At 49.1% G+C, this 26,430-nt stretch carries 29 protein-coding genes and 1 tRNA gene; 21 read left to right on the top strand and 9 right to left on the bottom strand.

Translation table 11 applies throughout. From position 1 onward, the window contains the following. Window positions 1-59 precede the first annotated feature (59 nt). The gene (locus NZM05_05435) at window positions 60-695 is read left to right on the top strand and encodes a thioredoxin family protein (protein ID MCS7013058.1); all 636 of its coding nucleotides are present in this window, start codon (window positions 60-62) and stop codon (window positions 693-695) included. Window positions 696-1,049: 354 nt separating this feature from the next. Here NZM05_05435 and meaB read toward each other — a convergent pair whose 3' ends face one another. Then, a complete protein-coding gene (meaB, locus tag NZM05_05440) occupies window positions 1,050-1,997 on the bottom strand; it encodes a methylmalonyl Co-A mutase-associated GTPase MeaB (protein ID MCS7013059.1) in 948 nt (315 codons plus the stop codon). 155 nt (window positions 1,998-2,152) lie between these two features. On the opposite strand from meaB, the gene NZM05_05445 reads away from it, so the two are divergent. From NZM05_05445 to NZM05_05485, 9 genes are all read left to right on the top strand, one after another. Next, on the top strand, window positions 2,153-3,874 hold the full coding sequence (locus NZM05_05445) for a glycosyltransferase family 39 protein (GenBank protein ID MCS7013060.1): 1,722 nt from the start codon (window positions 2,153-2,155) through the stop codon (window positions 3,872-3,874). Between the two features lie 48 nt (window positions 3,875-3,922). After that, window positions 3,923-5,026: a homoserine O-acetyltransferase gene (metX, locus tag NZM05_05450; GenBank protein MCS7013061.1), complete on the top strand. Its 1,104-nt coding sequence runs from the start codon at window positions 3,923-3,925 to the stop codon at window positions 5,024-5,026. 156 nt (window positions 5,027-5,182) lie between these two features. Further along, the gene (locus NZM05_05455) at window positions 5,183-5,878 is read left to right on the top strand and encodes a hypothetical protein (protein ID MCS7013062.1); all 696 of its coding nucleotides are present in this window, start codon (window positions 5,183-5,185) and stop codon (window positions 5,876-5,878) included. A 154-nt stretch (window positions 5,879-6,032) separates the two neighbouring features. Further along, window positions 6,033-6,614 carry a hypothetical protein gene (locus tag NZM05_05460; GenBank protein MCS7013063.1) on the top strand — a complete coding sequence of 194 codons (582 nt, stop codon included), beginning with the start codon at window positions 6,033-6,035 and terminating at the stop codon, window positions 6,612-6,614. Window positions 6,615-6,737: 123 nt separating this feature from the next. Further along, window positions 6,738-6,828, top strand: a tRNA-Ser gene (locus tag NZM05_05465). Window positions 6,829-6,893: 65 nt separating this feature from the next. Beyond that, entirely contained in the window at window positions 6,894-8,105 is a 1,212-nt protein-coding gene (locus NZM05_05470; GenBank protein MCS7013064.1) for a sigma-70 family RNA polymerase sigma factor, read from the top strand. A gap of 194 nt (window positions 8,106-8,299) precedes the next feature. Beyond that, window positions 8,300-9,412 (top strand): hypothetical protein, encoded by a 1,113-nt coding sequence (locus tag NZM05_05475; GenBank protein MCS7013065.1) that lies wholly within the window; start codon window positions 8,300-8,302, stop codon window positions 9,410-9,412. A 23-nt stretch (window positions 9,413-9,435) separates the two neighbouring features. After that, complete coding sequence (locus tag NZM05_05480) at window positions 9,436-10,140, top strand: FecR family protein (protein MCS7013066.1); 705 nt, start codon at window positions 9,436-9,438, stop codon at window positions 10,138-10,140. A 286-nt stretch (window positions 10,141-10,426) separates the two neighbouring features. Beyond that, entirely contained in the window at window positions 10,427-11,317 is an 891-nt protein-coding gene (locus NZM05_05485) for a DUF58 domain-containing protein (GenBank protein MCS7013067.1), read from the top strand. Window positions 11,318-11,380: 63 nt separating this feature from the next. Here NZM05_05485 and NZM05_05490 read toward each other — a convergent pair whose 3' ends face one another. Together NZM05_05490 and NZM05_05495 are read right to left on the bottom strand one after the other, a co-directional pair. Beyond that, window positions 11,381-12,652: a competence/damage-inducible protein A gene (locus tag NZM05_05490; protein ID MCS7013068.1), complete on the bottom strand. Its 1,272-nt coding sequence runs from the start codon at window positions 12,650-12,652 to the stop codon at window positions 11,381-11,383. 102 nt (window positions 12,653-12,754) lie between these two features. Further along, window positions 12,755-13,036 carry a zinc ribbon domain-containing protein gene (locus NZM05_05495; GenBank protein ID MCS7013069.1) on the bottom strand — a complete coding sequence of 94 codons (282 nt, stop codon included), beginning with the start codon at window positions 13,034-13,036 and terminating at the stop codon, window positions 12,755-12,757. Window positions 13,037-13,290: 254 nt separating this feature from the next. Here NZM05_05495 and gvpA point away from each other — a divergent pair, with 254 nt between their 5' ends. The 8 genes from gvpA (at window position 13,291) to NZM05_05535 (ending at window position 17,472) form a co-directional block, all read left to right on the top strand. Further along, the gene (gvpA, locus tag NZM05_05500) at window positions 13,291-13,497 is read left to right on the top strand and encodes a gas vesicle structural protein GvpA (protein MCS7013070.1); all 207 of its coding nucleotides are present in this window, start codon (window positions 13,291-13,293) and stop codon (window positions 13,495-13,497) included. Between the two features lie 123 nt (window positions 13,498-13,620). After that, a complete protein-coding gene (locus NZM05_05505; protein MCS7013071.1) occupies window positions 13,621-14,310 on the top strand; it encodes a hypothetical protein in 690 nt (229 codons plus the stop codon). Window positions 14,311-14,350: 40 nt separating this feature from the next. Next, window positions 14,351-14,995, top strand: coding sequence for a hypothetical protein (locus NZM05_05510; protein MCS7013072.1), 645 nt, complete (start codon window positions 14,351-14,353; stop codon window positions 14,993-14,995). 28 nt (window positions 14,996-15,023) lie between these two features. Further along, a complete protein-coding gene (gvpN, locus tag NZM05_05515; GenBank protein ID MCS7013073.1) occupies window positions 15,024-16,031 on the top strand; it encodes a gas vesicle protein GvpN in 1,008 nt (335 codons plus the stop codon). An 18-nt stretch (window positions 16,032-16,049) separates the two neighbouring features. Then, on the top strand, window positions 16,050-16,304 hold the full coding sequence (locus NZM05_05520; GenBank protein MCS7013074.1) for a hypothetical protein: 255 nt from the start codon (window positions 16,050-16,052) through the stop codon (window positions 16,302-16,304). Next, window positions 16,301-16,627, top strand: coding sequence for a gas vesicle protein (locus NZM05_05525; protein ID MCS7013075.1), 327 nt, complete (start codon window positions 16,301-16,303; stop codon window positions 16,625-16,627). The genes NZM05_05520 and NZM05_05525 overlap by 4 nt, the downstream gene beginning before the upstream one ends. A 7-nt stretch (window positions 16,628-16,634) precedes the next feature. Further along, window positions 16,635-16,934 carry a hypothetical protein gene (locus tag NZM05_05530; GenBank protein MCS7013076.1) on the top strand — a complete coding sequence of 100 codons (300 nt, stop codon included), beginning with the start codon at window positions 16,635-16,637 and terminating at the stop codon, window positions 16,932-16,934. 13 nt (window positions 16,935-16,947) lie between these two features. After that, window positions 16,948-17,472 carry an Hsp20/alpha crystallin family protein gene (locus NZM05_05535; protein ID MCS7013077.1) on the top strand — a complete coding sequence of 175 codons (525 nt, stop codon included), beginning with the start codon at window positions 16,948-16,950 and terminating at the stop codon, window positions 17,470-17,472. Window positions 17,473-17,507: 35 nt separating this feature from the next. Here the strand turns inward: NZM05_05535 and ggt are convergent, their stop codons facing one another. Continuing rightward, the gene (gene ggt / locus NZM05_05540; protein ID MCS7013078.1) at window positions 17,508-19,217 is read right to left on the bottom strand and encodes a gamma-glutamyltransferase; all 1,710 of its coding nucleotides are present in this window, start codon (window positions 19,215-19,217) and stop codon (window positions 17,508-17,510) included. A 111-nt stretch (window positions 19,218-19,328) separates the two neighbouring features. Here ggt and NZM05_05545 point away from each other — a divergent pair, with 111 nt between their 5' ends. Continuing rightward, window positions 19,329-19,496, top strand: a complete 168-nt coding sequence (locus tag NZM05_05545; protein ID MCS7013079.1) for a hypothetical protein — start codon at window positions 19,329-19,331, stop codon at window positions 19,494-19,496. A gap of 12 nt (window positions 19,497-19,508) precedes the next feature. Here NZM05_05545 and NZM05_05550 read toward each other — a convergent pair whose 3' ends face one another. Further along, complete coding sequence (locus tag NZM05_05550) at window positions 19,509-20,036, bottom strand: hypothetical protein (GenBank protein MCS7013080.1); 528 nt, start codon at window positions 20,034-20,036, stop codon at window positions 19,509-19,511. Between the two features lie 347 nt (window positions 20,037-20,383). Continuing rightward, window positions 20,384-21,835 carry a BCD family MFS transporter gene (locus NZM05_05555; protein ID MCS7013081.1) on the bottom strand — a complete coding sequence of 484 codons (1,452 nt, stop codon included), beginning with the start codon at window positions 21,833-21,835 and terminating at the stop codon, window positions 20,384-20,386. A 263-nt stretch (window positions 21,836-22,098) separates the two neighbouring features. Between NZM05_05555 and NZM05_05560 the strand changes: the two genes are divergently transcribed. Then, window positions 22,099-23,268 carry a cysteine desulfurase gene (locus NZM05_05560; protein ID MCS7013082.1) on the top strand — a complete coding sequence of 390 codons (1,170 nt, stop codon included), beginning with the start codon at window positions 22,099-22,101 and terminating at the stop codon, window positions 23,266-23,268. A 2-nt stretch (window positions 23,269-23,270) separates the two neighbouring features. Here the strand turns inward: NZM05_05560 and chlG are convergent, their stop codons facing one another. From chlG to NZM05_05575, 3 genes are read right to left on the bottom strand one after another with little or no spacing between them, the layout of a single operon-like run. Next, window positions 23,271-24,278 (bottom strand): chlorophyll synthase ChlG, encoded by a 1,008-nt coding sequence (gene chlG / locus NZM05_05565; protein MCS7013083.1) that lies wholly within the window; start codon window positions 24,276-24,278, stop codon window positions 23,271-23,273. Window positions 24,279-24,337: 59 nt separating this feature from the next. Further along, a complete protein-coding gene (locus NZM05_05570; protein ID MCS7013084.1) occupies window positions 24,338-25,255 on the bottom strand; it encodes an alpha/beta hydrolase in 918 nt (305 codons plus the stop codon). 19 nt (window positions 25,256-25,274) lie between these two features. Next, window positions 25,275-25,457 carry a hypothetical protein gene (locus tag NZM05_05575; GenBank protein MCS7013085.1) on the bottom strand — a complete coding sequence of 61 codons (183 nt, stop codon included), beginning with the start codon at window positions 25,455-25,457 and terminating at the stop codon, window positions 25,275-25,277. A gap of 166 nt (window positions 25,458-25,623) precedes the next feature. On the opposite strand from NZM05_05575, the gene NZM05_05580 reads away from it, so the two are divergent. Then, the gene (locus tag NZM05_05580; GenBank protein ID MCS7013086.1) at window positions 25,624-26,355 is read left to right on the top strand and encodes a silent information regulator protein Sir2; all 732 of its coding nucleotides are present in this window, start codon (window positions 25,624-25,626) and stop codon (window positions 26,353-26,355) included. Window positions 26,356-26,430 lie beyond the last annotated feature (75 nt).

Genomic DNA, 26,430 nt, shown 5'->3' on the forward strand with positions numbered 1-26,430 from the left:
CTTCGGCAGAATTTTTTAACCACAGTGCAATCTTCTTTCAACCAAAAATGCAACTGAGTATGAAGAACCTATCCATTTTAAAGTGGACGCTGGCAGTGCTGCTAATAGCTGGTGGCACGGCATTCAAATTCTTTGAACCAAAGGCAATTGAAGTGGGCAAGCCTGCCCCTAACTTCAAGCTGATGGACTATCAAGGAAAGATGCATCAGCTTTCGGATTTCAAGGGCAAGGTGGTCGTTTTGGAGTGGTATAACCCAGAATGTCCCTTCGTAGTCGGTCATTACAAGACAGGCAATATGCAGAAGCTACAGCAAACCTATACGGAAAAGGGGGTTGTTTGGCTGCTCATTAACTCATCGGCGCCGGGCAAGCAAGGACACTTGACGAAGGAAACGGCTCCTGGAGTGCTGAAAGAAAACAATGTGAAAGCAACAAATCTGCTCTTTGACCACGATGGCACAGTGGGTAGGCTCTACGAAGCCAAAACAACGCCACATATGTATATCATTGACAAGGATGGCATCTTGGTCTACAATGGAGCCATTGATGATGATGTGAGCACAAAAGGTGGCGCAAATGCAAAGGTAAACTATGTAGCCAAAGCCCTGGACGAGCTGTTAGCTGGAAAGCCTGTCACAACGGCAACCACGAAACCATATGGATGCTCGGTGAAGTATGCCGACAAAGTGCAGTAGGTGCAGTGATACTGTGTGGAATGATAGAGGATAAGTTGCCACACCTACTTGCTCCCTAATCTGAAAATCCTGACTCAGCAAAATCTTCCCTCTCTCCTTCAAAAGGAGAGAGGGAAGATGAGGCGCAAGTCTCCCAGTCTCAGTCCCTGCGTTACGCTGCATTTGTGGAGTTGCACACCGTAACCTTTCTCCCTCTGGGAGAAGGATAGAAGTGATAAAAATGACGATGCGCACTCTCACCCTAAGTGCTTCCGAGAGCAAACCAGCTTGCATAAGTGATAAGTGAAATGACAATGCGTTCAGCTCTTGACTTTGTCAAAGCAACCAGTATTGTGGAGAAAAGCAATAGAGCGATTAGCAGGCAGAGGTTTTTAGCAATTGCTCAGCAATTTGGTAGGGTGAAAGGTTCGTGCGCATCAGCTCTTGCATGTGTTCAGTGCGGGCTTTTGTCCAGAACCGCTGCCGCCACTTTTCTTCAATGACACGGCAGATGAACGCTTGCTGGCGCATCTGTCGCTTTTGCTGAAGCTGATTGTGTGATTCCTGAAAGTTGCGATGTTCCTGAATCGCATGGTGGAGGTCAGAGATGCCTTTGCCAAGTGTGGCAACGGTTTTGACCACTTTTGGACGCCAGTCGTCTGCCGCAGCGTAGCGCAGTTCCAAGCTTGCTGCCAGCGCTTGCACGGCTTTATCGGCATCTTGGTGGTCGGATTTGTTCATTACGAAAATATCGCCGATTTCCATCAGACCTGCTTTCATTGCTTGAATCGCATCGCCAGACTCAGGCACAAGTGCCACAACTGTCGTATCAGCTGCACTGACCACGTCAAGTTCTGACTGTCCTACTCCCACTGTTTCCAAAATGATAATGTCGTAGCCTGCAGCGTCGAGCACATCAGCAACTTCGGAAGTCCTTTGTGCTAACCCACCTAAGCTGCCACGTGTGGCCATAGAGCGAATAAACACTCCCTCGTCAAGCATCACATCACTCATTCGGATGCGATCGCCGAGCAATGCGCCACCTGTGAAGGAACTGGTGGGGTCGACAGCGATAATAGCAACTTTGTGTCCAGCCAGTCGGAACTGGCGTGCAAGTTTATTGGTCAAGGTGCTCTTGCCAGCGCCCGGCGGTCCAGTGATGCCGATGCGATACGCATTTCCTACACGGGAATACAGCTCAGAGAGAATGTCTTCAATGCTTGGGTCACCATTTTCTACACGCGTGAGCAATCGCGCCAGCATTCGCTTATCACCTTGCAGAATGCTCTGTGTTACCGATAGGTTTGTCGCTGCGCTGCTCATTTGGTTGGGTTACTTCCGCAATCAATTGGTTGAGAAAAGTCTATTCACGAAAATACAGTTTCGTTTATTTTGCACAATGTTTAGAATTGTAAAACAATAGAGCGTTGCAGCACTGCCTCTATGGCAATTCGTCAATGTTCTTGCCGCTACTTGCAATGCTTAAAGCCTTACAGCAAATGAACGCCGGTTTACCCGATACTTGCGTGCAGTCGGTGCCCTTAGCATCTTTGGCATTGCGTTATGCTCTGGTGCTAGCCAGTCTTGGCACGCTGTTTTTTCTGCCTTTTCTGGGCGCAGTGCATCTTTTTGATTGGGATGAAATCAATTTTGCAGAGTCGGCGCGAGAGATGTTGGTAACGGGCAACTATGCACGCGTGCAAATCAACTTTGAGCCATTTTGGGAAAAGCCACCGCTTTTTATCTGGCTGCAAGCCCTCTCGATGCACCTGTTTGGCATTAATGAGTTTGCAGCACGTTTTCCAAATGCGATTTTTGGTCTGCTCACCTTGCTGACACTGCTGCTGTTGGGTACGCGTCACTTTGATGCTCAATTTGGTTTCTTCTGGGCACTGGCCTACTTTGGCTCTTTCCTGCCACACTTCTACTTCAAGACTGGCATCATCGACCCTGTTTTCAATTTTTTCATCTTTCTCGGTGTGTATGAAATCTTCCGTGCGTCGTTTGCCACTGACCGCTGCACAAGAGTATGGCATCTTCTGCTGGCGGGCACATTTGTTGGACTCGGCATAATGACCAAAGGCCCAGTTGCACTCTTAGTTTCGGGGCTATCAGGTGCAATTTACGCTGGTGTGATGTTCTACCGCACGCAAGTGTGGCGGCTTACGCTGAGCGATGGGGTAATTTTTGTGCTGGTCTCACTGCTCGTGTCGGCACTTTGGTATGGCGTTGAGACCGCGCAAAATGGTGCATGGTTTTTGAAAGCCTTTATTAGCTACCAAATTGGGCTATTTCGTGAGCCTGTAGCAGGGCATGGTCAGCCGTTCTACTATCACTTTGTTGTGCTGCTCTTTGGCGTGTTTCCGGCTTCGTTCATCGCTATTCCTGCATTTCGTTCCAGCGCTGAGGAAAAGAGTGAGCGTGCAGCATGGCGGCTGATGATGATCATTCTGTTTGGCGTAGTACTCACCATTTTTTCAATTTCTACCACGAAGATTGTGCACTACTCCTCGCTGTGTTACTTTCCACTGACCTTTTTGGCGGCGTATCAAATTCACCAAGTGCAGACGGGCAAGGTGAAGTGGTCGGGCTGGCTAAGTGTGCTGCTCATTGCATTTGGTGTGCTGATTGCACTGCTGCTGATGCTGTTTCCAATCGCACTTCAAAATGTGGATAGGATTTTGCCGCTTGTGAAAGATGAATTGGTAAAAGCGGTGCTGCAATCGCCTGTTCAATGGGGTGGATACGAATGGGCAATTGGTGCGGGGTATCTGATGATGGTGCTCCTTAGCGGGCGCTATCTTTGGCAATCTCACTTCAAGCGTGGTTTCGGACTACTCTTCTTCTCAACGGCTCTTGCACTGCACCTTTTTACGCTCTTTGTAGCACCGAAGGTGGAAGCCTACACGCAAGCCGAGCCGATTCGATTTTACAAGTCGCTACAAAACGAAGACTGCTACATTGTAACAGGATACAAGAGCTATGCGCCGTATTTTTATGCGCGTTTTCGCCCGCATCAATGTCCAAGCTCGCTTGACCACGAGTGGCTAGCTACAGGCCCAATTACCAAGCCTGCGTATTTTGTAGCAAAGCTGGATGGCGCTGAATGGTATCAGCAGTTTCCGCAGCTGAAAGAAATTCGTCGTGTGGGCGGCTATGTCTTCTTTAAGCGCGAGGTGCCTGCTTCGCCACAGCCCTGATGCAATGACGGATTCTTTGCATGGTGAACCGATTAAACATTTTCAACTATGAGCTACAAAGACTATCCGTCGCCAGAGACGAAATTTTACCACCACGCCTTGCCATTTACGCTGGAATCTGGAGAAGTCTTGCCAGAGCTTGTGATTGCTTACCGCACGTGGGGTTCGCTGAATGCACTTGCAGACAACGCCATTTTGATTTGTCACGGTCTAACTGGCTCTGCTGATGCAGATGAGTGGTGGAAACCGCTTTTTGGGGAAGGACGTGCCTTCGATACTACAAAAGATTTTATCGTGGCAAGCAATGTCTTAGGTGGTTGCTATGGCACAACGGGTGCAACCAGCCTGAATCCGCACACTGGCAAATGGTATGGTGCAACCTTCCCACATATCACCATTCGGGATATGGTAGCCGCACAAGCCCTGCTTATTGAAGCGCTAGGCATCAAGAAACTCAAGCTCGTCATCGGTGGCTCAATGGGGGGAATGCAAGTCTTAGAATGGGCGGTAATGTTTCCTGAAAAGGTTAAAGCGCTGTGCCCGATTGCTGTCTCTGGGCGGCACTCAGCGTGGTGCATTGCCATCAGTGAAGCCGAGCGGTTTGCTATCTATGCAGACGCGCGCTGGCAGAACGGTAACTACTCACCTGACGACCCGCCGACAGCAGGACTTGCAGCCGCCAGAATGATGGCGATGATTTCTTATCGCAGCAAAGCCAGCTTCGATATCAAGTTCTCACGCGCTCCACAATCGCCCGACTCAGAGCTGTTCGCCGTCGAGAGCTATCTGCGCTATCAAGGCAAAAAGTTTATTGACCGCTTCGATGCAAATACTTACATCACGCTCACCAAAGCAATGGACACACATGACCTTGCGCGCGGTCGTGGAGACTATGAGCAAGTGTTGCGCTCCATTCAGCAGCCTACGCTAGTGGTCAGCATTCCTTCGGACATTCTCTACTTGCCTGAGGAGCAAGCTGAACTGGCACGCTACCTCCCTTGCGCTGAGCTTGCCACGCTGAACTCGCCGCACGGACACGATGCCTTTCTCATTGATATGGAGCAACTAAACGAGATTGTGGTAGCTTTTCTCAAAAAACTAGAATCTGGCTATCCTATTCGGCGCTGCGACGACGATGACCTTGCATCGTAGCTAATAGCGTAAAAATGTTTGTTGGCAACCCAAAGCAAGGTTGCTTTGCAATTCGTCCAAATCGACTTTTGGAGCTGGAGGACTGCGTTGAGCAAGTCTCCTTAGAGAAGTAGATTGCCCACAAATAGCCGTAACTTCGCAGCAAGGGAGGAAGCGATGGGATTAGGAACTTGGATAAAGGGACTGGCTTCGGCTATTTCATCGGCAGGGGCGGCAGCCAAGGCGGTGGCAAAGCACATGTCTGCAACTGCCGATGTGGTCATACCAGAAAAAGCCTGTAACCTTTTCTTAGAGGCGATTACCAAGCGTGATAGCCCAATTCAAAAGCCACACATTGTCATTCATGACAAATGGTTCGAGCTGAAGTTTTTCCACGTGCAACCGCCAGCACCAGCGCTCTTTTGCGTCTTGCCACTGCATATTGCTGAGCTGGTCATCAACTCTGAATATCATTACGCCGTCATTGAGCGAGCGGGTAAGCTCTCGATTGTGTCAGGAAGTGTTTGGCAAAGCATCCCTAACAAACTCTGGCAAGCCTATCTCAATTCCAGTCGTGGAGAGCGGAGGATTCTGAAAGCGATTGCCGATAGCGTAGAGTTTATTGACTTTTTGCCAGCATTTCGCTTGTGCGGCAATGAATTGCGACCCGCTTCATTGCGACTGAATTTGACTGAAGTCTTCAAGCAACACCGCGTAACGGCGCTGATGATGGAACACGGCATCACTGACATTGTCGGGATTTCATCGCTGACCGAAGAGGAAGGGCAATTCGTGCTGAATCTACGGCTTGGGAGCAAAGTAGTCGATAAGCCAAGAGGCACAGACAGACTGTTTGAAAGATTTCAATACTGATGCAGTGATTGCTAAAAAATTTCAAAGAGACAAAATCGAACACACGCAAAGGGTATTCACGCACAAACGTCCTTTCATATTGGCTGTGCCGTAGTTGCCTACAATCAAAGAAACCAAGACAATTGTTATCTTTGGGTAAGGCAACCCTAAAGCTATGGCGCAGAAACTTGCTCGGCTTATCTCAAACATACTGCACCCGATTGTTTTACCTGTTCTGACCTATTGGGCTGTGTTGTTTCTTGGCTTTGAAAACTTAGAGAATCGCTACCTGTATCTTTTCATTGCTTTCTTGATTTGCACGGTTACGCCAGCAATTGTGGTCGTGATTTTGCTTAGGCGTGGCAAAGTAAATGACTATGACATTTCGCATCGAGAGCGGCGAACGGTGCCATTTATGATTGGCATCGTGGTATATCTGATTGGTGCGCTCATCTTTGAGGCCTTAGGTGCGCCGCGCATTGCCTCCGCATTTATGATTTGCTATGCAATGAACACCTTCGTGGTAATGTTGATTACGTTTGTCTGGAAAATCAGTGTCCATGTTACATCGTTGGGAGGACCGATTGCGGCGCTCTATTTCGTGTTTGGTAGCCCGATGCTGATGCTGCTGCTTTTAATGCCACCGCTGATGTGGTCGCGTGTGCAGCTGAAAGCACATACACCGATGCAAACACTGGCAGGGGCGATAGTGGGGTTCTTTCTCACCTTGTTAGAACTGCGCTGGCTGTTGCAGTAACTGGGTATCGCTTTACCTTCACATACCTCCATAAACAGAATTGCATATCGAAAAGAAAATGCTATATTGACCAGCTTTCTTTTCATCGCATAGGGAAAGCACTGTCAGCAGGACATGCACAAAGGAGAGGTGGCCGAGTGGCTTAAGGCGTCGGTTTGCTAAACCGATGTAGTGTCGAAAGGCGCTACCGGGGGTTCGAATCCCCCCCTCTCCGCAAGACACCACGCAAAGGAGGTCATACAATACTGGATGTTAGCGCCCCAGAAATTCAACACAGCTATGCCGAAAAAAGCAGCGACCGCCAACAGCACAACAAAAACAAGTAAAAAAAACACAGGAGAAAAGGCGGCAAAAGAGCGCGCTAGCCCTCGCCAACCCACGCTTCGCAAGTCTACTCAGAAAAGCACAAGCAAAGAAGGCGTAGGCAAGAAAAAGGCAGTAAAGAAAGCAAGAAGCGCTGAGAAAATCACAGAAGAAAGCGCGGCTGAAAAAAGTGGGGAAAGTCGCACTCAAAAGTCAACTGAGCAGCAGGTTACTGAGAGTAAAAAGCAAGTTCAAAAAGCGCGTTTTCCCAAGAAGTGGCGTCTGAGTGAAACCCTAACTGAAACAAAGGTATCACCTGACTTTGAATCCCCTCGCGCTGCAAAGAAGCCATCGTTTGCTTCGCCCAGTGAAGAAGAGAAGGCGCAGCCAGAAAGAGAGAAGTCAATTTTGCTTGGTGAAGAAGAGGCGGCAGACGAAGTCTGGAGCAGCGAAGCAGAATTAACAGAGGATTTACTCCCTGATGAAGAGGTGATCGAAACGGAAAAGCCCACTGAAGACAGCGAGCCAGAAGTAGAGGAAGAGCCAGAAATAGAGGTAGAGTTACCAAAGGAGCTTGAGCCGAAAGATGAAAAACCTTCCTCGCGAGAAGAAGACTATGCACTGATTGACATTATCCGAGAAGGCAACCGCCGTGAGCAAGAGCAGGCTTTCAAGAAATTGCTAAGCAAGTATCGCGGTCAAATCTACAACCTGATTCTTAAAATCGTTCATAATCCGAATGAAGTAGATGACCTTGTGCAAGAGTCGTTCTCTAAGGCCTTCAACTCGATTACAAACTTCAACAAAGAGTATGCGTTCTCCACTTGGCTATATCGCATTGCCACCAATAGCAGCATAGATTTTCTACGCAAGCGCCGCTTGAAGACCTTCTCAATTGATAATCCTATCAAAACCAAAGACGATGAATACACAGTCGAGATTCCAGATTCCAGCGAAGAACCAGAAAGAAATATCATTCAAAAGCAGCGTGATACCTTAGTGCGTGAAGCAATTGAACAGCTGCCGCCGAAATACCGCACCGTTATTGAAATGCGCCACTTGCAAGAAATGAGTTATGAAGAAATTGCAAAAGCGCTGCAGATTCCGCTGGGCACCGTTAAGGCGCATATTTTCCGCGCAAGAGAGATGCTCTACAAAATGCTGCGCGATAAGTTGCGTAGTTACTGAGCGGTGCGTAACTTTGCAGACACTTTCACTCCTCATCGTTTCACATTGTGGTTATCCTGCCTGAAGTTGCAGCGTGCAAAGTGACGGGCGCAGAAGCACGTGACAATTGTCACAGAAAGAATAAGGGTGTGGCAGTATAATTGCGCCGAGTATGTAGGCGGCTTTCCAAATTCAAATTCTCGAGGAAAATTGCGATGCGATACGTAACGCTATTTTTCGCTGTGCTGCTATGCGCAGCAGCAAATCAAGCAAATGCACAGTTCCCACAAGGGGTAAGTCTTAGTGGAGAAAGAATTGGCAATCCCCAAATTATCCGAACAGGCGATATTCTGGCACTAAACCCAGAAACAGGGGCATCGCCGACTGGCATTGACCTCTTCTACATTGCGCTCATTAACAACTCTGGGCGTGATGTAACGGGTCTGAGATTGCGGCTCATTTTCCGCAAAGACGGCACAGAACTGGCACGTGGGTTTTCAAGCAACGTGCCCCCGCGCACGCTGCCGCAAGGGGTTTTGCGCCTTTCCAGCAACCAGATTCCATCAAGCCTGTGGGCGCCACAAGGCTTTAGCTTCAGCGAGGCAGAAATCCGCCGATTGGCTGGAGCACAGGCGACTGTGGCGGGTGTAACCAATGTGCCTTCATATCTGCCAGCAGGCGTCTACACGCTGGATTGGACGCTGGTAGACGAGAGAGGAAATGAGAGCAACACGGTGTCTATTGTGTTTAACCTAACGAATCCAACAGGGTTTGTGCAACTGATTAGTCCAGGGGCATTGGTTGGTAGCGACCCTGTGGAAGAAGTACCAACTGTATTGCCATTTTTCCTCTGGCAAGGTGATGCACCAGAGTATGAAATCACCATTTGGACAGATGACACTGAGGAAGGCAGCGGACGACGCTTCAATGAAGAAAATAGCCCTCATCCGAACCCAAATGTGCGTGAGCGCGTGCGTATGCCGAGCTATCAATTCCCAAGCGGGGGAAGCACTACAACAGGACGAGTGGTTCGACCCTTGCAGCCCGGCAAAATGGTCTACTGGCAAGTGAAATCTTTTGCAGACGTAGCCTTTGCAGGCACAACACCACTTTCAACCTCGCCTGTCTACTCCTTCCGAATTGCAGCAGAAAATAGTCAGGCGATATCGGAACTCATTCAGTTGCTCAGAGAAAAGTATGGCATTCAAGGCTTAGAAGGAAGCAGCTTTGTGAGTTGGACAGGTGTGGCTAACGGAACACTTTACATAAACAGTGCGGACTTACAAACGCTCATCAACGAGCTGCGTCGTAGAACCCCAAGTAACTAAATCAGGGAGGGAGGATTTGCAAAATGATGAAAAAAGTGAATATGAAAATTGCATTTCTGAGCATTGCGCTCTACTTGACGGCAAGCTGGGTGCAAGCGAGCGAAAAACCCAAGCCCGACGCGTCGAAAACCGATGCACAAGGCGTGGCTATCGTCGTCAAAGCAATTAAGGTCGTGGAAGCAAAAGAGAAACAAAGCAATTGGCGCAGCGTGCAGCGTGGTCAGCAGCTTAACTCAGGCACGCAGGTCAGGACAGGTGCACAGTCTTTTTCTATCTTGAAGTTTGCAGATAACTCTGTAGTGCGTATCTCAGAAAACTCAGAGATTGTCATCAAAGGCGACAAAGCGGCTGGCAATGCGATGAACAAGACCGTAGAACTTAATCTCGGCAAGGTCGGCTTCAACATCAAGAAGCAAGGGCAAGGTGAGGTCTTCCGCTTCTCCTCGCCAACAGCTGTGGCGTCTATCAAAGGCACAACAGGCTATTTTGGAAATGGAAGCCTGCTCATTCTCAGTGGACTGGCATCACTGTCGTTGCCTGATGGCTCACTTGCAAGAGATGTTGGTGAAGGGCAAATTGGCATAGTTGCTAACGGGCAGGTAGAAGTGCGTCCAGCTACTCAGGAAGAATTGGACGAGGCGCGTCGCATCGTAGGCGAAATCAATGAGCGTATTACCATTAAGTTCCGTGATAAGAATGGTAATATCAGAGAGATTGAAATCAGATAGTGTTTGAGGTTTAGCACCAAGTTGCAAGCGTGCCTTGACTCCCAATCTTCGGAGCTCAAGGCACGCTGCGCTTTTATGTGATAGGCTGCTATGTCCGAAAGCGCATGTAGCAGCCAAAAATCTCCTAAGCGAACTCGAGGGCACACGACAAGGGATTGCATCAACTAATTCGTGCAAAAAATTTACCCTTGCTTCCACCGCATAAAGACTTTCATCTTTGAAAGAACGCTCTCAAGAAACCGGCTTGCGCTATTTTTGCACACCTAACTCAGACTGAACTTGAAAAATGGCAGAGGCGCTTCCCAAAGAAATTTTTAAGAAAGTGCGGCAACTGGAAATTCGCACACGCGGACTTGTCAACAACATTTTCAGTGGCGAGTATCACTCGGCGTTCAAGGGCAAGGGAATGGAGTTTGCTGAAGTGCGCGAGTATCAGTTCGGTGATGATGTGCGTTCAATTGACTGGAATGTTTCAGCACGGCGAGATGATGTCTTCGTTAAGGTCTATGAAGAAGAACGCGAGCAAACGTTAATGATTCTCTTCGATGCGTCAGGGTCTGGCGCATTTGGTTCTGCAAATCAGTTCAAGCGCGACTTAGCGGCAGAAATTTCTGCGACGCTGGCTTTCAGTGCTATCAAAAATAATGATAAAGTCGGACTGGCAATTTTTACCGACACGGTCGAGAAATTTGTGGCACCACGCAAAGGGCGCACACATGTGCTGAGACTGTTGCGAGAAATTTTCTTCTTTTCACCGAAGGGACGCACCACAAACATCGCCGCAGCACTGGACTTTGCTATCCGCGTGCTCAAACGGCGTGCGATTGTTTTCCTCATCAGCGACCTGATGGACTCAGGATACATTGAAAAAATGAAGCTCATTAACAAAAAGCACGATTTTGTAGTGATTCACATAACGGATCCCCGAGAGCTTGCACTGCCGCCCATAGGGCTGCTGGAGCTGGAAGATGCGGAAACAGGAGAACATATCGTGGTCGACACATTTGATACAACCTTTCTCAAAAGCTACGAAAGTCGGATTGCGCAACTTCATTCAAACCGAAAAGCACAATTGCAGCGCTTGCAAATTGACGTGGTGCAAGTGTCCACGCATCAATCTTACATCCAACCACTGGCAAACTTTTTCCGACAGCGTGAGTTGCGTCAAGCGTTTTGAGGGCCTTTCTGAGCGCAGCTAAATCTCTCGAGGGGAATACAGTCGAGCACTGCGACAAGTGACTTAATCTGTCTCTGTCAGTGTAAGACGCAACCAATCCAATGCAGCTTGTGAGAAAAGTTCCTTGTTTTGCAAGCGGTCCTTGGTAAAATAAAGCGTTTTGGTTTTAACTTGGTTGCCAAGCTTGTGATTGGTAGCTAAGCCAAGGCAGAGCATCCCGACAGGCTTGGCATCAGAGCCCCCGCTGGGGCCAGCAATACCCGTAGTGGCGATGGCGATGTCAGCACCTGACTTTGCCAAGCATCCGATAGCCATCTCGCGCGCCACTTCTTCACTGACGGCACCAAATTCCGCCAGCGTTTCATGCCTCACCCCAAGCGAGCGCTCTTTTGCGGCATTGTTGTATGTTACAAAGCTCTGCAAAAAGTAACTCGAAGAGCCGGGCACATTGGTAATGCGATGCGCAATCAATCCCCCTGTGCACGATTCGGCAGTGGCAAGCGTCAGCCGGCGTGCCTGTAACAATTTCCCAACTACAGCTTCAATCGGTTGATCATCAGTGGCGTAGAGATACTTCCGAAGACGACGGGTAATGAAATCTACAACCGCTGAATTTTCTTGCTCAACTTGCTCGCGGTCGGTGCCGCGTGTGGTGATTCGGAGTTTCACATGGGTTGTTTGTGGAAGATAGGCTAAGGTGGTCTGAGGTAAGAGAAAGGCTTTTTCATCGCCCAGAAGCTCTGAAATCTGCGATTCACCAATGCCGCTGGTCATCAGATGGGTGTGCTTAATGTAGGTCTTTGAGAGCGGTGCAAAGTAAGGCAAAACAGAGCGGCGCATCATTTCTTGCATTTCAATAGGCACACCAGGCATCACAACCACATATCGCTCAGGGTAGCTTGGCAAGTGATGCAAAATCATACCGGGAGCCGTGCCACAAGAATTTTGCAGCACGAGAGCACCCCGAAGGACTTCGGCTTGTGAGCGGTTGATGTCAGGCATCTTGAGACCACGTCGTTGAAAAAGTGAGAGGCAATTCTGGTAGGCTTCCTCATTAAATTCGTACTCTAAGCCAAAAAGCTCGGCTAATGCTGCTTTGGTGATGTCATCATGTGTAGGACCTAAGCCACCTGTAAGCACGGCGATATCGACTTGTTCCAAAGAGGCTTTTAGTTCAGCTTGAATGATAGCTTTCTGGTCGCCCACGGTTACGATGCGACGCGTCGCAATGCCAATGCGATCGAACTCTTTTGCAATAAACGAAGCGTTGGTATTGACAACTTGCCCAATGATAAGCTCATCGCCGATAGAGAGAATATCCAGCTGCATTTGCATTGAGATTGAGATTCCGCACTGAGCTGCTCAAATGAAGGCATAGCAAAGATAGGACTTTTCTCGGCTTTTAGGCACAGAGCAACTCAGTGCAGAAAGAGGGTTTTAAACTGTGGCTGCCGAGGGAGTCGAGGAAGTTTTTTCGCTGGAGCTGTCTGACTTTGTAGATTCGGTGGACTTGCTGTGGCCGTTCTTGGCGGAGCTATTCTTGTAGTCGGTGTTGTAGAATCCTGTGCCCTTGAGCACAAAACCGCCTGCAGCGCTAATGACGCGTTGAAAAGTTTCCTTGCCGCAGCTGGTGCAAACGGTTAAAGCAGGTTCGGTAATGCGTTGTTGAATTTCAGCTTCATAGCCGCAGGCAAGGCAGCGATAGTCATACATTGGCATAGTCGTTCCCCTCCTTACGGTTTTGAAGTTGTTTTTTCCGCCGAGAGCAAACGCTTGGGACGTAGCGGAACGTTCCGCCGCTTCGGCGAAGAATTTTAGACAAGAAATTGGACGATTTCCGCCAAAAGCATCGCAAAAATATCCGTTGTGATTTGTGGCACAGATGTTGTAAGTTGAGACAGATACGCAGAGCGACAGTTGCCGCCACTTCGCTTTGCGTAAGCAGCAAGGCGGAAACTTAAACACCGTTCAAAATGGCAATCGAAAAATCAACTGGTGCCTCGAGCCTTGCGGAAGTCATTGACCGCATTTTAGACAAGGGCATCGTCATTGATGCATTTGCACGCGTCTCACTGGTTGGCATTGAACTGGTCGCCGTGGAAGCGCGCGTCGTGATTGCCTCCGTTGAGACCTATCTCAAATATGCCGAAGCAATTGGTCTGACCGCAACGGCTGCCTAAGGAATAGACTTGCTGACTTGCCCTTTGAAAGCAACCAAAGTGCATGTCACCGAGTCTAAGGCGCCAGAAATGAGAATTGCCATCGCAAAAAGCGGAACAAAGAGCAGAAAAACCTGTAGAACGATGCATAAGGCAACAGAGCCAGCGTCTATGACTGTACCTATTTCCTCAAGTGAAGCGACGGCATTATATCAAGAAGCTTTGCAGATTCTTCAGAGCGCGCTGTGCTCAACGGGAATGCTTGTGAAAGCATTTGAAGAGACAACCACACAAGCACGCACGATGCATACTGAGTACGATGGAGTGTTGCGTGCGTCCTTAGCCCAGCACTGCTCGGTGCGCTACAAAGATTTTGATCAGATGTTGCAACAGGCGCTGGCAGCGCAGCACCAATGCGAAAAAGAGCTATCGCTATCTTTACAGCAATTTCTGCAGGAGCAAACTGAGATAAGCCAAGAAGTCCTCACTGAGTTGGCGGCTTTGCCAGCAGCTCAGCAATCTGAGCGCCAGCGACGTGCTGAAGAGGTAGCAGCACTCACTAAAAAGTTTGCAGAGTTGCATCAAAGGCGCCGTGAAGAGCTATTAGAAATGCTAAGTGCGTTCAAGGCGGAGCAAGAGGCGTTTTCTATGCGCCTGCGCGAATGCTTGGCAGAGGCAAAGAAAATGCGTCTAAGAGACCTTCGAGAAATGTTCCAAGCTTTTGAGCGTGCGACGGCTGCACGCATTGCGCAAACTAAAGCTCGCCGGCAAGAAGTTGCCGAAATGCTCCAGCGCTTCAGGCAGCAACGCAAGAACAATTCTAAAAACCCGTAACATAATGACTTCGACGATGACCGTTTCAAGCAGCCCAACTATGCACGCCATTGTGGAAGGCATTAAAGTCGCTCGCCAAGAGCGAGCACGCAAAGCAATTGAGCGCGCAGAGTTTGTCAAGCAAATGCAAACAGAGACGGCTCGGCTGCGCAAAACTTTTGCTCACCAGCAAGAACAAGTTCGCAAAGAGAATGCAGCAAGAAAACAGCAAGTTGAAACAATGTTGGCGCAGCATCAAGCTGAGCTAAAAGCCGCCGTCAAGCAGCTCTCACAAAGGCATCAACAGTTAAGAGAGCGTTGCCGAGCTGAGCACAAAACCCTGCAGCTAATGATAAAACAGCAAGCCGTAGCGCTGCGTACCAACCTGAAAACAGCTGAGCAAACACGCCTGCAACAGCAGCAGGTCTTAATGAATCGCATTCACGATGTAATTTGCAGCAAGCAAGAAGAGGTGAAGCGCATTCAGCAAGAAGTTACGAAGCTAAGACAGCGTGCAAGAGAAGTGGTGCAAGCGTTTGCGCAAGAACACAAGCAAAATCAAGCAATTTGGGCTGAGCTATCACAGCAAAAGGCACTGAGTGTGCCAAAATCGACAAAGGTGGCAACAACCAAAGCAATGAATGAACTAAGCGAGCTGGAAAAGCAATTTGCCATCAATATCCCATTTGCAAAGCCAAAAAAATAACCACTAACCTGACTGTCTTGTGAAAACGATGAACGAAGAGATTAGCACCGTTATAGAGGCGTCGCCATTACCAGACTTTGTGGAAACCAAGTATGTCAAAGATTTGACCTACCGTGCTCTGACTTACATTGAGGCAGGTTTCCCAATTCACTTGCGTGGCGCCAGTGGCACAGGGAAAACCACACTAGCAATGCACATTGCAAGCAAGATTGGTCGCCCGATTGTGATGATTCACGGCGATGCAGAATACAAGACAAGCGACCTTGTTGGAGGTGAGTATGGCTACCATAGCCGGCGTGTTGTTGACCGCTTCCAATCACGAGTGCTCAAGGTGGAGGAAGATTTTGCCAAGCGTTGGGTCGACAGCCGCCTCACAGTGGCGTGCAAGTATGGCTTTACGCTGCTTTACGACGAATTTACACGCTCCCGCGCCGAAGCGAACAATGTATTGCTGTCAGTGTTGCAAGAAAAAATTTTAGACATTCCCGCAGCACGTGCAGGGGAAGATGGCTACCTGAAGGTGCACCCAAACTTTGTAGGCATCTTCACTAGCAATCCAGAAGAATACGCAGGGGTGCATAAGGCGGCCGATGCGCTCCGTGACCGAATGATTACCATTGATTTGGACTATCCTGATTTTGAGACCGAAGTGGCAATTGTCATGGCAAAATCTAAGCTCTCGCAAGCTGATGCAGAAGAAATTGTCTCAATTGTGCGGGCGCTACGCGAGAGCGGTCGCTGTGAATTTGCACCAACGGTGCGTGCCGCGATTATGATTTCTAAGACCTTAGCCGTGCAGCGCACCAAAATCTATCAACCGCCTGATTTCTTTTTGCAAATCTGTCAGGATATCTTGGCATCGGAGACTAGCCGCATTGGCTCAAAGACCAATCAAGAAGAAGTTCGTAGCCTTGTAAAAAAACTGGTCGAGCGGTCGCGCCTCTATCGTGAAACCGCTATCGCCAGCAAAGTGCCACTGCCGCGAAGTGCGGAAGCAAACTTGCATGTATTGCGCTCAGAAAAACTCGCTAAGTAACTGCTCGCCAATCGTGCTATGAACTTTGAAGAAGCGGCAAAAAAGGTGATTACATTTGTCGGTGCGATGACGGGTAGCACGGCAAAGCTCATTCGGCTCGAGAAAGTGTCAGATGGTTGGCTGGGTTACGCAGAGGTGTATGAAGAAAGTGCGTTCATCAAATCAATCGGTCTGCCAAGCCGCGTAATGGATCGCAACATTTATGAGGTAAAGCTCAATCCATCGCTGGAAGTGGTCGCCTTTGCGCGCAAAACCGACAGTGAGGTGCTATGAGCAAAGATGGCATCACCTACTCCACTGGCAGCAGCTCACTGGCCGATATTTTGGAGCGCGTCTTAGACAAAGGCGTGGTCATTGCTGGCGACATTAAGGTCAATCTGGCAGATGTAGAGCTGCTTAGCATTAAAATTCGTCTGGTAATTTGCTCCGTCGAGAAAGCAATGCAAATGGGCATCAATTGGTGGCAGAGCGACCCAATGCTGTCCAGCGAAGCACGCACCAAAGAATTAGAGCAAGAAAACATAGAACTCAAAGCGCGGCTTGAAGCGCTCGAGAAGCAACTTTCAACGCTTTTGCCGCCGCAACCTAAACCCTAAGTAGGCAATGGCAACCATGAAGACGATTAGCGCTATTAAGTCAGCTCGCAGCCTCAAGCGCATCCCAAGATCCAAAACTGCAAAGCCTGTCGGTCCTAGCGGCAACTATCTCAATCTTTATGTGCTCTCCACCGAAAAAGAACGCTTGGAAAAGGAACTGGCGGCAGTAGAGCGACGACGCAGTGAAATCATCAAGCAACTAGCGAATGTAATGAAAGAAATCGAGGAGCTGACGAAAAAGCATCTGAAAGAGAGTGAAAAAAAACAGCCTGATAAGCCGTTCAAGACAATGTCGCTAAACTACTAACGAGGATAGAACGATGGCACAAGAAAAGTCCAAGGATCCAGTTAGCACCATTCTGGAAGGCATTGAGCGACTGGCACAGCTGGCAGAAACTCTGCAGCAGAAAGCAGAAACCTTCTCAAGAGAAGGAGAGATTGATTTAAGTGCCCTTAAAGAGGGAATGAAGGCTCGATACAGCATTGCTCTAAAGACGGTTTCAGGAGGAAATGCAGCGCGTGCTGCACGCTTTACCACTAAGTTTACTTCATCGGCAAGCGTGCGCCAGCAGCCAAGTAACTCTGCTTCTGTGCCAAAAACTATTGAGCCTGACACAGACCTCTTCGTAGAAGCGACGGCAATTAAAATCTATGTGCAGTTGCCCGGTGTGCAAGAAAAAGATATTCGGCTCGTGCTGCGAGGTGACATTTTAGAGCTGGAAGCGAAGGGTACACGGCAACATTTTTACAAGGAAATTTTGCTGCCTAAGCCTGTTCAGCCCAGTTCGCTGGAAAAGCATCTACGCAATGGTGTGTTGGAGATTAGCCTGTGGCTGTCGGTCTAATCTCTTTCAAAAACAAAAGGTAGCTCAGTGAGTGACTAATATCCTGCGGCTTGCCCATCTTTGCGTGATTCTGAAGCGCCGTAGTAGACCTTATTTTTCGCATCATACATTATGGCTTGGTAACCGCCATAGCTGCTCAAACCGTAGCCAACACGATGACCGAGCTTCAGAAGCTCGCGTATGGTTTCGTGTGCAAATCCAGTTTCCAGCAGAACCGTGCCGCCATCTGTCATTTTTTCGCCCGTAGGTTCAGAGGAGCCTTCGTGTGCAATGCGAGGAGCATCACCTGCTTCTTGAATGTTCATTCCGTAGTCAATAATGTTCATCAAGATTTGCACATGTCCAAGCGGTTGAAATTCACCGCCCATTACGCCAAAGCTCAGGAAAGGCTCTCCGTCTTTGGTAACGAAAGCAGGAATAATCGTATGGAATGGACGCTTATGAGGGGCATACACGTTTGCATCGCCTTCATTTAGCGAGAACAGTTCTCCACGGTTCTGTAGCATAAAACCAAGTCCATCTGGCACCATACCTGACCCCATGCCACGATAATTGCTCTGAATCAGCGAGACCATATTGCCGTCTTTATCCGCTGTGGTAAGGTAAATGGTGCCACCCTCTTTAAGGGCAGGATTCCCTGCTTCAATGCGGCGTGCTGCACGCTCCATGCTGATGAGTTTGCGCCGTTCATTGGCATACTCTTTCGAAATCAGTGCAGCAACTGGCACCTTGGCAAAGTCAGGGTCAGCGTAATATTTGGCGCGGTCTTCAAACGCAAGTTTCTTTGCTTCTACGAATAAGTGGATATGCTCTTTGCTGCCAAAAGGGATTTTCTGAAAGTCGTATCCTTCCAAGATGTTTAGCATCTGCAAAGCAGCAATGCCTTGACTATTGGGCGGCAGTTCCCAAACCGTATAGCCACGATAAGTGGTAGAAACGGGCTCGACCCACTCAGACTTATGGTCTTCAAAATCTTTTGCGGTCAGAAAGCCACCTTGCGCTTTCATAAAGGTCTCAATGATTTTGGGAATCTCACCCTTGTAGAATGCGTCTCGGCCACCGTTTGCAATTTTCTCGAGCGTATTGGCAAGAAGAGGGTTTTTGAAGATTTCGCCTTTCTTGGGAGTGCGCCCATTAGGGGCATAGACTTCTTTCACATTTGGAAACTGCGCAAGGGCTGCAACATTACGCTCCCAGTAGTAAGCAATCAGCTCTGAGACAGGGAAGCCCTCGCGGGCATACTTGATGGCAGGGGCGAGCAAAGTTTTCATCGGCAGTTTGCCAAACCGCTTATGTAACTCAAACCAGCCATCTACACAACCGGGCACACTCACAGGCAGCGGCCCGACGGAAGGAATTCGCTTTAAGCCACGGTCTTTGAACTCTTTAAGTGTAAGCGCATAAGGGGAGCGACCGCTGGCATTGAGCCCATAGAGTTTTTTGGTTTTGGCATCCCAGACAATTGCAAACAAGTCGCCGCCGATACCACAGCCTGTCGGTTCCATAAGCCCGAGTGCAGCGTTGGCTGCAATCGCCGCATCAACTGCGGTGCCGCCTTGCCGCAAAATATCAAGCCCAATCTGGGTAGCAAGGGGCTGGCTAGTGCAAACCATTCCGTTCTGTGCAATCACTTCTGAGCGTGTGGCAAAGCTCTTGCCTGTGATACGGTCTTGTGCCCAAAGCAAGAGCGAAATGTTAGCAAGCCATATAAAGAGTGCAAACACAGTCAAAAGTAATTTTCTCATCTTGCTTCTTTGCTGGTTTGTTTGATAACCTGAATATAATCCGTGCAGCCTTGAATGCAACTTTTCGTAAAGAAAAAGTGCCCACTGCAACCTAAACGAAAAGGGACAGCTATGGAACTTATTTTGCTAACCGTCTTCGGTTTTCTCGTGCTGCTCTTCTTAGTGCTATTCTTTGGCTGCGAAAGTGTATCGTCACTGTTCAACGACGAAGCGCGGCAAGAGGCACCATCACGGCTGAGAAAGAAGCGGTATGAAGATTTGCACCAAGTGTCGCGGTAAAGAATGTCTGCATCACGCCGTTTGTCGGTTTAGCACATATCGCCGCAGCAGGTAGTCGACACCGAAGAAAAGCGATACGAAAAGCACATCGCCGAGAACTTGATTGCGGAAAAATGGAATCGCAGCCACATAGCAAGCAATAAGCCCTTCTATGGTATAACCATACCACCCACTGAGCCACACGCCAAAGTTTGTAATCACAAAGAAGCTCACTGAAGAGAGAAGAGTGCCCGCTGCCAACCGCCCGTAGCTAAACTGCGCGCGAATCCAGAAGCCTATTGCAGAAACGCAGGCAAAAGCACCATAGACATACCACATGCCGCTATGAATACCCGGAAAAGGCGACAGCCCTATGCGATACATCAGTTCCAAGATACCGTCGGAAAGCAGCATAGCGGCTAGTGGGATAAGGAAAGCTCGCCTCTTATCCGTGATTTTGTTTGCGCCATAGAGTGCTACAGCGGAAATCGCAGTAAAGTTTGCTGGGTGCGGCAGCACGCGTGAGAGCGCGCCCAAAAAAACTAGAATGGATTCCATCATTTTGAGTTTGCGTTTTAGTAAAGTTACAAAGATTTTGATGCCCAGTGCAAGATAGTAGGCAGAAGCGCGAATTGGGGGAGCGTCGAAGGATATCGCAAGGTGTGTGCAGGAGCGAACGCTGTGGCGTCAGCAAAGACGGGTGTATCGAGGATTTCCCAGTAAGAAAGCCGTGCTGCTGAGTCTGAAAAGTTGTGGTGAGCGTCTAGACAATGCGACGGCACGCCACAGTCGCGACTCCTGGTCTTGATGCTCATCAAGACGTTGGCGCAAAGAACAAAGTCTGGCCTTTGGTTCCGACTCGGTCAGAATTGTCTCCTTCAAAAGATGAGGGGTAATTTTGTATCCCTTCAGTCTTCTCTGCCAACAACGGCAACCAATGTCTCAATCGGGCGCGGCGTTTTAAATTCGTTGATGTTAATCACGCGCAGCAGCGCAATAGCAACAAAGAGCAAAATCATTTCAACGGTAAATGCCGTTGCATAACCAACGTAGTGATTGCTCGAGAGCCAGAGTGAAAGGTCACGAATTGCGCCGCCAGTTGTATTAGCGACGAAGTTGGCTAAGGCTTGTGCAGCACCCCACACGCCCATAAAGACACCCGCATTTTCTTTGGTGGTCATATCCATCATAATCGTGAGTGTGCCAACTGTAAGAGCGCCATTACCGATTCCCAAGAGAAAAACCCCTGCCTTGAACATCGCTTCACTAACCAGCGGCGAGAGGCAGATGACCAAGAACCCAACAGCCGAGGCGGCACAGCCTAAGTAGGTTGTGCGCTTCTTGCCAATGCGATTAACAAAAAAGAGACCCAGTGTCAGAATGCCTAACATCGTGCCCATTCCCCAAAGCTGTGTGAGCTTAGCCGTCTCAGAGACGCTCATGCCGAAGAGTTCAGCACCAAAAGGCTCCAGAATGACATCTTGACCCTGAATGGCGACAACAGTAACGAACATAAAGATGAAGAATTCATAGACGGTCTTGTGCGCCAAAAGTGTTTTCATCGCATTCTTAAAGCTCATGTCGCGTTTCGTGTTCAAAACAATTTCGCTTTCTTTGGCAAATCGCTTCTCTGTGCCAAGCATAGCAAGCCAAGTGAAGAGAATAGCAAAGCCGCTGCCTATCCAAAATAGTGATATAAGGCGCTCCGTTGAAAAATCTTTGAGGTAGTTGCTCACTAGCCCAGAGACCAAAATGACACCAAAGATGAGCACAAACCAACCAACTGTTACCGCCTTTGCTTTATGCTTTTCACCAGCACTATCCGCAAGCAGAGCATAAAACATTGTGCCCGTCATATTGATGCCTAAACCGTAGAGCGTGAAAGCAAGAACAATGATAGCTAAGCCGAGCGCATAGTTATCTTTGACCAGCATTAAGCCGTGAACGGAAATCAGCACACCCATAACCAGAATCAAGTTACCCAAAATCACATGGGGTGTGCGGCGATAGCCGAAAAAGAGATGCGTATCGGAGTAGTAGCCAATGATAGGACGAATCCCAGCCATCAGGTTGTGCAGTCCAATCAAGACACCGACAATCCACGCATCAATTTGATATTCCACAATCATCACGCGATTGAGGGTGCTATTGAGCAGAACAAAGACAATCGCTGTTGAGAATTGCAACAGGCAAATCTGCAAGACACGCGGCAGTGGAATTTCCCGTGACAGGGTCTCTAACTCAAAGTTGCTGAGGCGGGTGTCGTCTCTGTGCAAGTCTATGGGTTGCCCCGTTGAGGGTGCAGCCAGTTTTGTGGAACTGGCGCTCAATGTGCTTGAGTTTGACTGCAGGTGCGACATATTTCTCTCCATTCTGTTTGCAAGGCACGGCAAAAACTTTTGACGCTTCAAATTTATACGCGCCTCTCGCACCAGCGTGATGAAATGGGCGTTTTTTGCAAAAAGCAGTGGTCGAGACGGTCGTTTTAGGAGCTAACTCTTTTCAAGTTTTCAGTCTGCATTGGGGATTCCAAATGGTGATTTTATGTTGACGCAGCTAAGGCATAACTCTGTCAGCGCCAGTTTGGCACGCTGAGTGGAACAAACAGTGCTGTGCGAAGACAATGAAAAAAATTTACCTTGACAGCGCTTCAACCACGCCGCTGGAGCCATGTGTGTGGGAAAAGTTGCAGCCGTATCTATCCACGCACTTTGGCAATGCGTCCTCTATTCATTCATTCGGGCAGCTAACAAAAGCAGTGTTGGAAGAAGCACGAAGCGAGCTGGCAAAGCAACTGGGAGCAAAGCCGGCTGAAATTTTCTTCACATCTGGCGGCACGGAAGCCAATAACTTTGCGCTGAAAGGTTTTGTGTTCTCAGCAATCCGAGAAAATGTGCCCGTGCGCATTATCAGTTCACGCTTGGAGCACAAAGCCGTGCTGGAAAGCCTGTCGTGGATTGAGACGGTGTGTCGCGTACCAGTTTGTTTCATCCAGCACGATACAGCTGGGCGACTCGACCTTGACGATTTGCGAAAACAACTGGCTGCTGAACGCACATCAAGAACATTGGTCAGCTTGATGCACGCAAATAATGAGCTGGGTAATCTCAATCCGATTGAACAGATTGCGGCGATGGTAAAAGAGTATGGTGCAGTGCTGCACACCGATGCCGTGCAATCAGTTGGCAAAGTGAAAATTGATGTAAAGCAGCTGGGCGCAGAGATGCTGTCACTTTCAGGGCATAAGTTCCACGCACCAAAAGGCATCGGAGCACTGTTTATTCGGCAAGGCACTCGAGTAGAACCACTCTTGCATGGTGGCAGCCATGAGCGCAATCTGCGAGCAGGCACAGAAAACTACGCCTTTGCTTTTGCACAAAGTGAAGCCCTACGGCGGGCAAACGAATCCATTGAACAGACAACAGCGCACATTGCAAGGCTGCAGCAGCTCTTTCTAAATGAGCTGGAAAAAAGTGAAGTGCCTTTTGAGCGAAACGGTGACAAGGAGAGGGCGTTGCCGCATATTGTCAATCTCACCTTCAAGTTAGCGGGACAAAGGAAACTGGCGCGTGACGTGCTGCTCTTGGCGTTAGATGCGGCAGGTGTGGCGGTGTCCAGCGGTAGTGCTTGCACCAGCGGCACAGAGAAGCCCTCTCATGTGCTGCTTGCGCTTGGAAAGAGCGAAGCAGAGGCACGTGCCAGCATACGTGTCTCTTTTTCAAAGCTCAACACGGCAGAAGAGGTAGTGGAGGCGGCGCAGCGCATTGCGGAGGTGGTGCGCAAACTGCAGTAGCACTATGGGCGAACGCCAATCGCAGAGACCATCATTGAGAGCACATAGAGCAACGTACCGAAAGAGTTATACCAAATAGCGCGCTCTTTGGGGTGGCGAATGAGAATTTGCTGCATAGGTTGCTGAATAAGCAGCAGAACAAAAGCAAATGTGGCGGCCACAAACTGCGCTTTGATAATGAGAATACCTAATGCAATGACTTGGGCAGCATTCATCACCGCACAGGCAAGCATCGCAGCGCGCCGCTCACCGAGCTGCACGGGAATAGAGCGCACCCCACGAATGCGGTCGCCAATGACCGATTTGAAATCGTTGAGCGTCATAATGCCGTGTGCTCCCAGTGAGAAAACGATAGCCAACCCGATAGATTCAGCGCTTGGCATCCCTTTCGTGAGTGAAAAACTGCCCGTTAGCCACGCCACGCCTTCGTAAGCCAGTCCGACCACTAAATTGCCGAACCAGCCATTGTTTTTAGCGCGTAGCGGCGGTCCTGAATAGATGTGCGACATGAGGACACTTGCGAATGAAATCGCTAGCACAAAGGGGTGGATCCAGTAGGAGATAATAAACGCAAGGCCGATGAGCGTAAAGGTTACAATCCAACTGGCCGATTTGGAAATAAGTCCTGCTGGAATCGGTCGGTCAGGCTCGTTGATGGCATCGACTTCGCGGTCAAAATAGTCGTTCATTGTTTGCGACATAGCGCACATAAGAGGGCCAGCCAAGATTAGGCCTGCAACAACAATGTGCCAGTTTGCAAGCAAATCTGCGCCAGTGGAGACTGCGCCACACAGAAAAGCCCACATCGGTGGAAACCATGTAACGGGCTTCATTAAGCGTGGAATGGCGCGAACATCCAAACGAATGCCGGGACGATTAACATTATCCAAAGCGGCTCTGATTTTAGCAAGTTTTGCTTCATCGAGCGAAGCGCGCTGAATTTCCAGCTGTAAAGCCTGACGGGCTTCATCAGATAGCGTTGGGAGCGACTCAATCGTTGGTGAACTCATACTTCCATCACAGAGAGCGGCGTGGTTGAATGAATAAGACTCTTACAAGTTACGCCTTTTTATGCGTTTTGAAAACGTGATGCATGCGTGTCATAGCAATGTGCAGCCGTCTCAGACTGGAGCACATACTGGCGCAAAACCCCTGCAAAGGCAGGCGTATCTTCCAGCATAGGCAAATGCCCAAGTGATGGGAAACGCACAAATGTAGTGGGTGCTGAGGTGTGTAACTGACGCTTTTCAAAAAGCGTAATCATTCCAGCAGGCGGGATTGTGCGGTCTTTGTCGCCAACGATGAGGCACATTGGCGCATTCGCCGTCAGCAGATGCTCCGTGTAGCGAAGTGAAATATCATGGCGCAGCGAGAATGTGCCGACCGCTGTCGCCGCATCATCATCAACCGTCAAGAAGTCTTCAAGAATGATATTGGCATATTCGGTTGGAATCGGGCGAGAAGCGGCTTTGGCAATAAAGGCGTGCCGAAGCGGCGCATACTTGAAGAGCCGTTTAGCGCTCATCGTGGCGCGCAGAAACGTAGCAAGCATCTGCATCTGAAAGCGCAGGTCAGCGGCGCTGTATTCGAAAATGCCACAGGCAATAATTGTAAGCGAGGCAGCGCGTGAAGCATATCGGTGAAAAAGTTCTGCCGCCACCATTGAGCCCATTGAATGCCCAACGATGTGCAGCGGTGCATCGACACCAAGTCGAAGATGCTCAATGAGAGCACTGGCTTCATCAGCAAAGCCCTCAATAGTGAATGAAGGACGATGCTGACGAAATCGCGTGCGCCCTGTGCCACTCTGGTCAAAGGTAACGGTTCGGCAAGCATCGGCAAGTGCCTCAATCGTTGGTTGCCAGTATCGTCCGGAAAGCGCCCAACCGTTGATGAATAAAATCGTGGGCTTCTGGCGGTGATGTGGGTCATGACTGGCGCTATCTTCGTAGTATAAATCACAGCGCGCCGTAGAAAGTATGCTCATAGTCTCCTCCTAAAATGTACTATGCAAAGTGCTCAATGAAGTGCGAAAGCCGACGCAAAATAGGAAAGTCGGCTATCACAAAGTAAAAGTTGACATAGTAAGTTTGCAAAAAGCTTGAATGAGAAATATGAATTGGCAAAAGTGAAAGAAGCGACCGCCAACGCCAATACCAAAAATCCGTGATGTAGAAAAGAAAGCCCATCGCGCAGTGTGCTTAAATTTAAGTGCGCCCAAAAACATACTGCTTCCTGAACTGCTGACTACGACCGTAGAAAAATTTAGCGAAATTCACTGCGTGCTTCAAAAGCAGTGTCTGTATCACAAATCGGTTTTTGTGCAAAACTAAACTTGACCAAAACGACCAAACAATGCCTATAAAACGCAGAGCCGTAATTTTTAGCGGAGCAGGACTTTCTGCCGAAAGCGGCTTAGCGACGTTTCGCGACAGCGGAGGACTGTGGGAAAATCATCGCATTGAAGATGTGGCATCGCCAGAGGGCTGGCAGCGCAATCCAAAGCTGGTGCTGGACTTCTATGCGGAGCGGTTTCGGCGATACCGTGCCTGCCAACCCAATGCGGCACACTATGCAATTGCGCGTCTGCAGGAAAAATTTGAAGTCATTAATATCACGCAAAACATTGATACGCTCTTGGAGCAAGCAGGCTGCCAGACAGTGTGGCATTTGCACGGGCGCGCCGATATGCAAAAGTGTGAGTGGCATTATGACATTTTTGCTGATGGCGACCCACGTTTTCGGTGCGATTTCAAATCACCAATCACTAAGCCGATAGAGTGGGGGGATAGGTGTCCAAAGTGTGGCGGTCAGCTTCGACCCGATGTGGTCTGGTTTGGTGAAGCCGTTGATATGCGCCGCCCATATTTGGAAGAGCTGATTGACACCGCAGAAATCTTTATCGGTGTCGGCACTTCTGCACAGGTCTATCCTGCTGCAGGCTTGCTGACGCTCTTTGCCGATACACCAAGAAAATTTTTCATTGACCCAAATCCAGCTGTAGAAATGCTCTACGGCTTTCAAGTCTTCAAAGGCAAAGCCGCCGAAGAAATGCCAAAGTTGGTAGAGCAGCTGTTGCAAGATTGAGAAAGAGTGTCGAAAGAGCGCTTCTGAGGCAAGCTTGCTCCAAAGAAGGGCTGCAAGTAACAATGCAGAGGTCGT

It is taken from the genome of Chloroherpetonaceae bacterium, from assembly GCA_025056565.1.
In the GTDB taxonomy this organism is placed as follows: Bacteria; Bacteroidota; Chlorobiia; order Chlorobiales; family Thermochlorobacteraceae; genus Thermochlorobacter.

Bases quoted from the DNA above. Each gene is read 5' to 3' on its own strand.
- NZM05_05460 (MCS7013063.1), top strand. From the start codon at position 6,033: ATGGCGCAGAAACTTGCTCGGCTTATCTCAAACATACTGCACCCGATT.
- NZM05_05455 (MCS7013062.1), top strand. From the start codon at position 5,183: ATGGGATTAGGAACTTGGATAAAGGGACTGGCTTCGGCTATTTCATCG.
- NZM05_05480 (MCS7013066.1), top strand. From the start codon at position 9,436: ATGATGAAAAAAGTGAATATGAAAATTGCATTTCTGAGCATTGCGCTC.
- NZM05_05520 (MCS7013074.1), top strand. From the start codon at position 16,050: ATGAACTTTGAAGAAGCGGCAAAAAAGGTGATTACATTTGTCGGTGCG.
- NZM05_05490 (MCS7013068.1), bottom strand. From the start codon at position 12,652: ATGCAAATGCAGCTGGATATTCTCTCTATCGGCGATGAGCTTATCATT.
- NZM05_05530 (MCS7013076.1), top strand. From the start codon at position 16,635: ATGGCAACCATGAAGACGATTAGCGCTATTAAGTCAGCTCGCAGCCTC.
- chlG (MCS7013083.1), bottom strand. From the start codon at position 24,278: ATGAGTTCACCAACGATTGAGTCGCTCCCAACGCTATCTGATGAAGCC.
- ggt (MCS7013078.1), bottom strand. From the start codon at position 19,217: ATGAGAAAATTACTTTTGACTGTGTTTGCACTCTTTATATGGCTTGCT.
- NZM05_05525 (MCS7013075.1), top strand. From the start codon at position 16,301: ATGAGCAAAGATGGCATCACCTACTCCACTGGCAGCAGCTCACTGGCC.
- NZM05_05535 (MCS7013077.1), top strand. From the start codon at position 16,948: ATGGCACAAGAAAAGTCCAAGGATCCAGTTAGCACCATTCTGGAAGGC.
- NZM05_05445 (MCS7013060.1), top strand. From the start codon at position 2,153: ATGCTTAAAGCCTTACAGCAAATGAACGCCGGTTTACCCGATACTTGC.
- NZM05_05510 (MCS7013072.1), top strand. From the start codon at position 14,351: ATGCACGCCATTGTGGAAGGCATTAAAGTCGCTCGCCAAGAGCGAGCA.
- meaB (MCS7013059.1), bottom strand. From the start codon at position 1,997: ATGAGCAGCGCAGCGACAAACCTATCGGTAACACAGAGCATTCTGCAA.
- gvpA (MCS7013070.1), top strand. From the start codon at position 13,291: ATGGCAATCGAAAAATCAACTGGTGCCTCGAGCCTTGCGGAAGTCATT.
- NZM05_05570 (MCS7013084.1), bottom strand. From the start codon at position 25,255: ATGAGCATACTTTCTACGGCGCGCTGTGATTTATACTACGAAGATAGC.
- NZM05_05580 (MCS7013086.1), top strand. From the start codon at position 25,624: ATGCCTATAAAACGCAGAGCCGTAATTTTTAGCGGAGCAGGACTTTCT.
- NZM05_05575 (MCS7013085.1), bottom strand. From the start codon at position 25,457: ATGGGCTTTCTTTTCTACATCACGGATTTTTGGTATTGGCGTTGGCGG.
- NZM05_05485 (MCS7013067.1), top strand. From the start codon at position 10,427: ATGGCAGAGGCGCTTCCCAAAGAAATTTTTAAGAAAGTGCGGCAACTG.
- NZM05_05560 (MCS7013082.1), top strand. From the start codon at position 22,099: ATGAAAAAAATTTACCTTGACAGCGCTTCAACCACGCCGCTGGAGCCA.
- NZM05_05550 (MCS7013080.1), bottom strand. From the start codon at position 20,036: ATGATGGAATCCATTCTAGTTTTTTTGGGCGCGCTCTCACGCGTGCTG.
- NZM05_05545 (MCS7013079.1), top strand. From the start codon at position 19,329: ATGGAACTTATTTTGCTAACCGTCTTCGGTTTTCTCGTGCTGCTCTTC.
- NZM05_05470 (MCS7013064.1), top strand. From the start codon at position 6,894: ATGCCGAAAAAAGCAGCGACCGCCAACAGCACAACAAAAACAAGTAAA.
- NZM05_05505 (MCS7013071.1), top strand. From the start codon at position 13,621: ATGCATAAGGCAACAGAGCCAGCGTCTATGACTGTACCTATTTCCTCA.
- NZM05_05495 (MCS7013069.1), bottom strand. From the start codon at position 13,036: ATGCCAATGTATGACTATCGCTGCCTTGCCTGCGGCTATGAAGCTGAA.
- NZM05_05475 (MCS7013065.1), top strand. From the start codon at position 8,300: ATGCGATACGTAACGCTATTTTTCGCTGTGCTGCTATGCGCAGCAGCA.
- gvpN (MCS7013073.1), top strand. From the start codon at position 15,024: ATGAACGAAGAGATTAGCACCGTTATAGAGGCGTCGCCATTACCAGAC.
- metX (MCS7013061.1), top strand. From the start codon at position 3,923: ATGAGCTACAAAGACTATCCGTCGCCAGAGACGAAATTTTACCACCAC.
- NZM05_05435 (MCS7013058.1), top strand. From the start codon at position 60: ATGAAGAACCTATCCATTTTAAAGTGGACGCTGGCAGTGCTGCTAATA.
- NZM05_05555 (MCS7013081.1), bottom strand. From the start codon at position 21,835: ATGTCGCACCTGCAGTCAAACTCAAGCACATTGAGCGCCAGTTCCACA.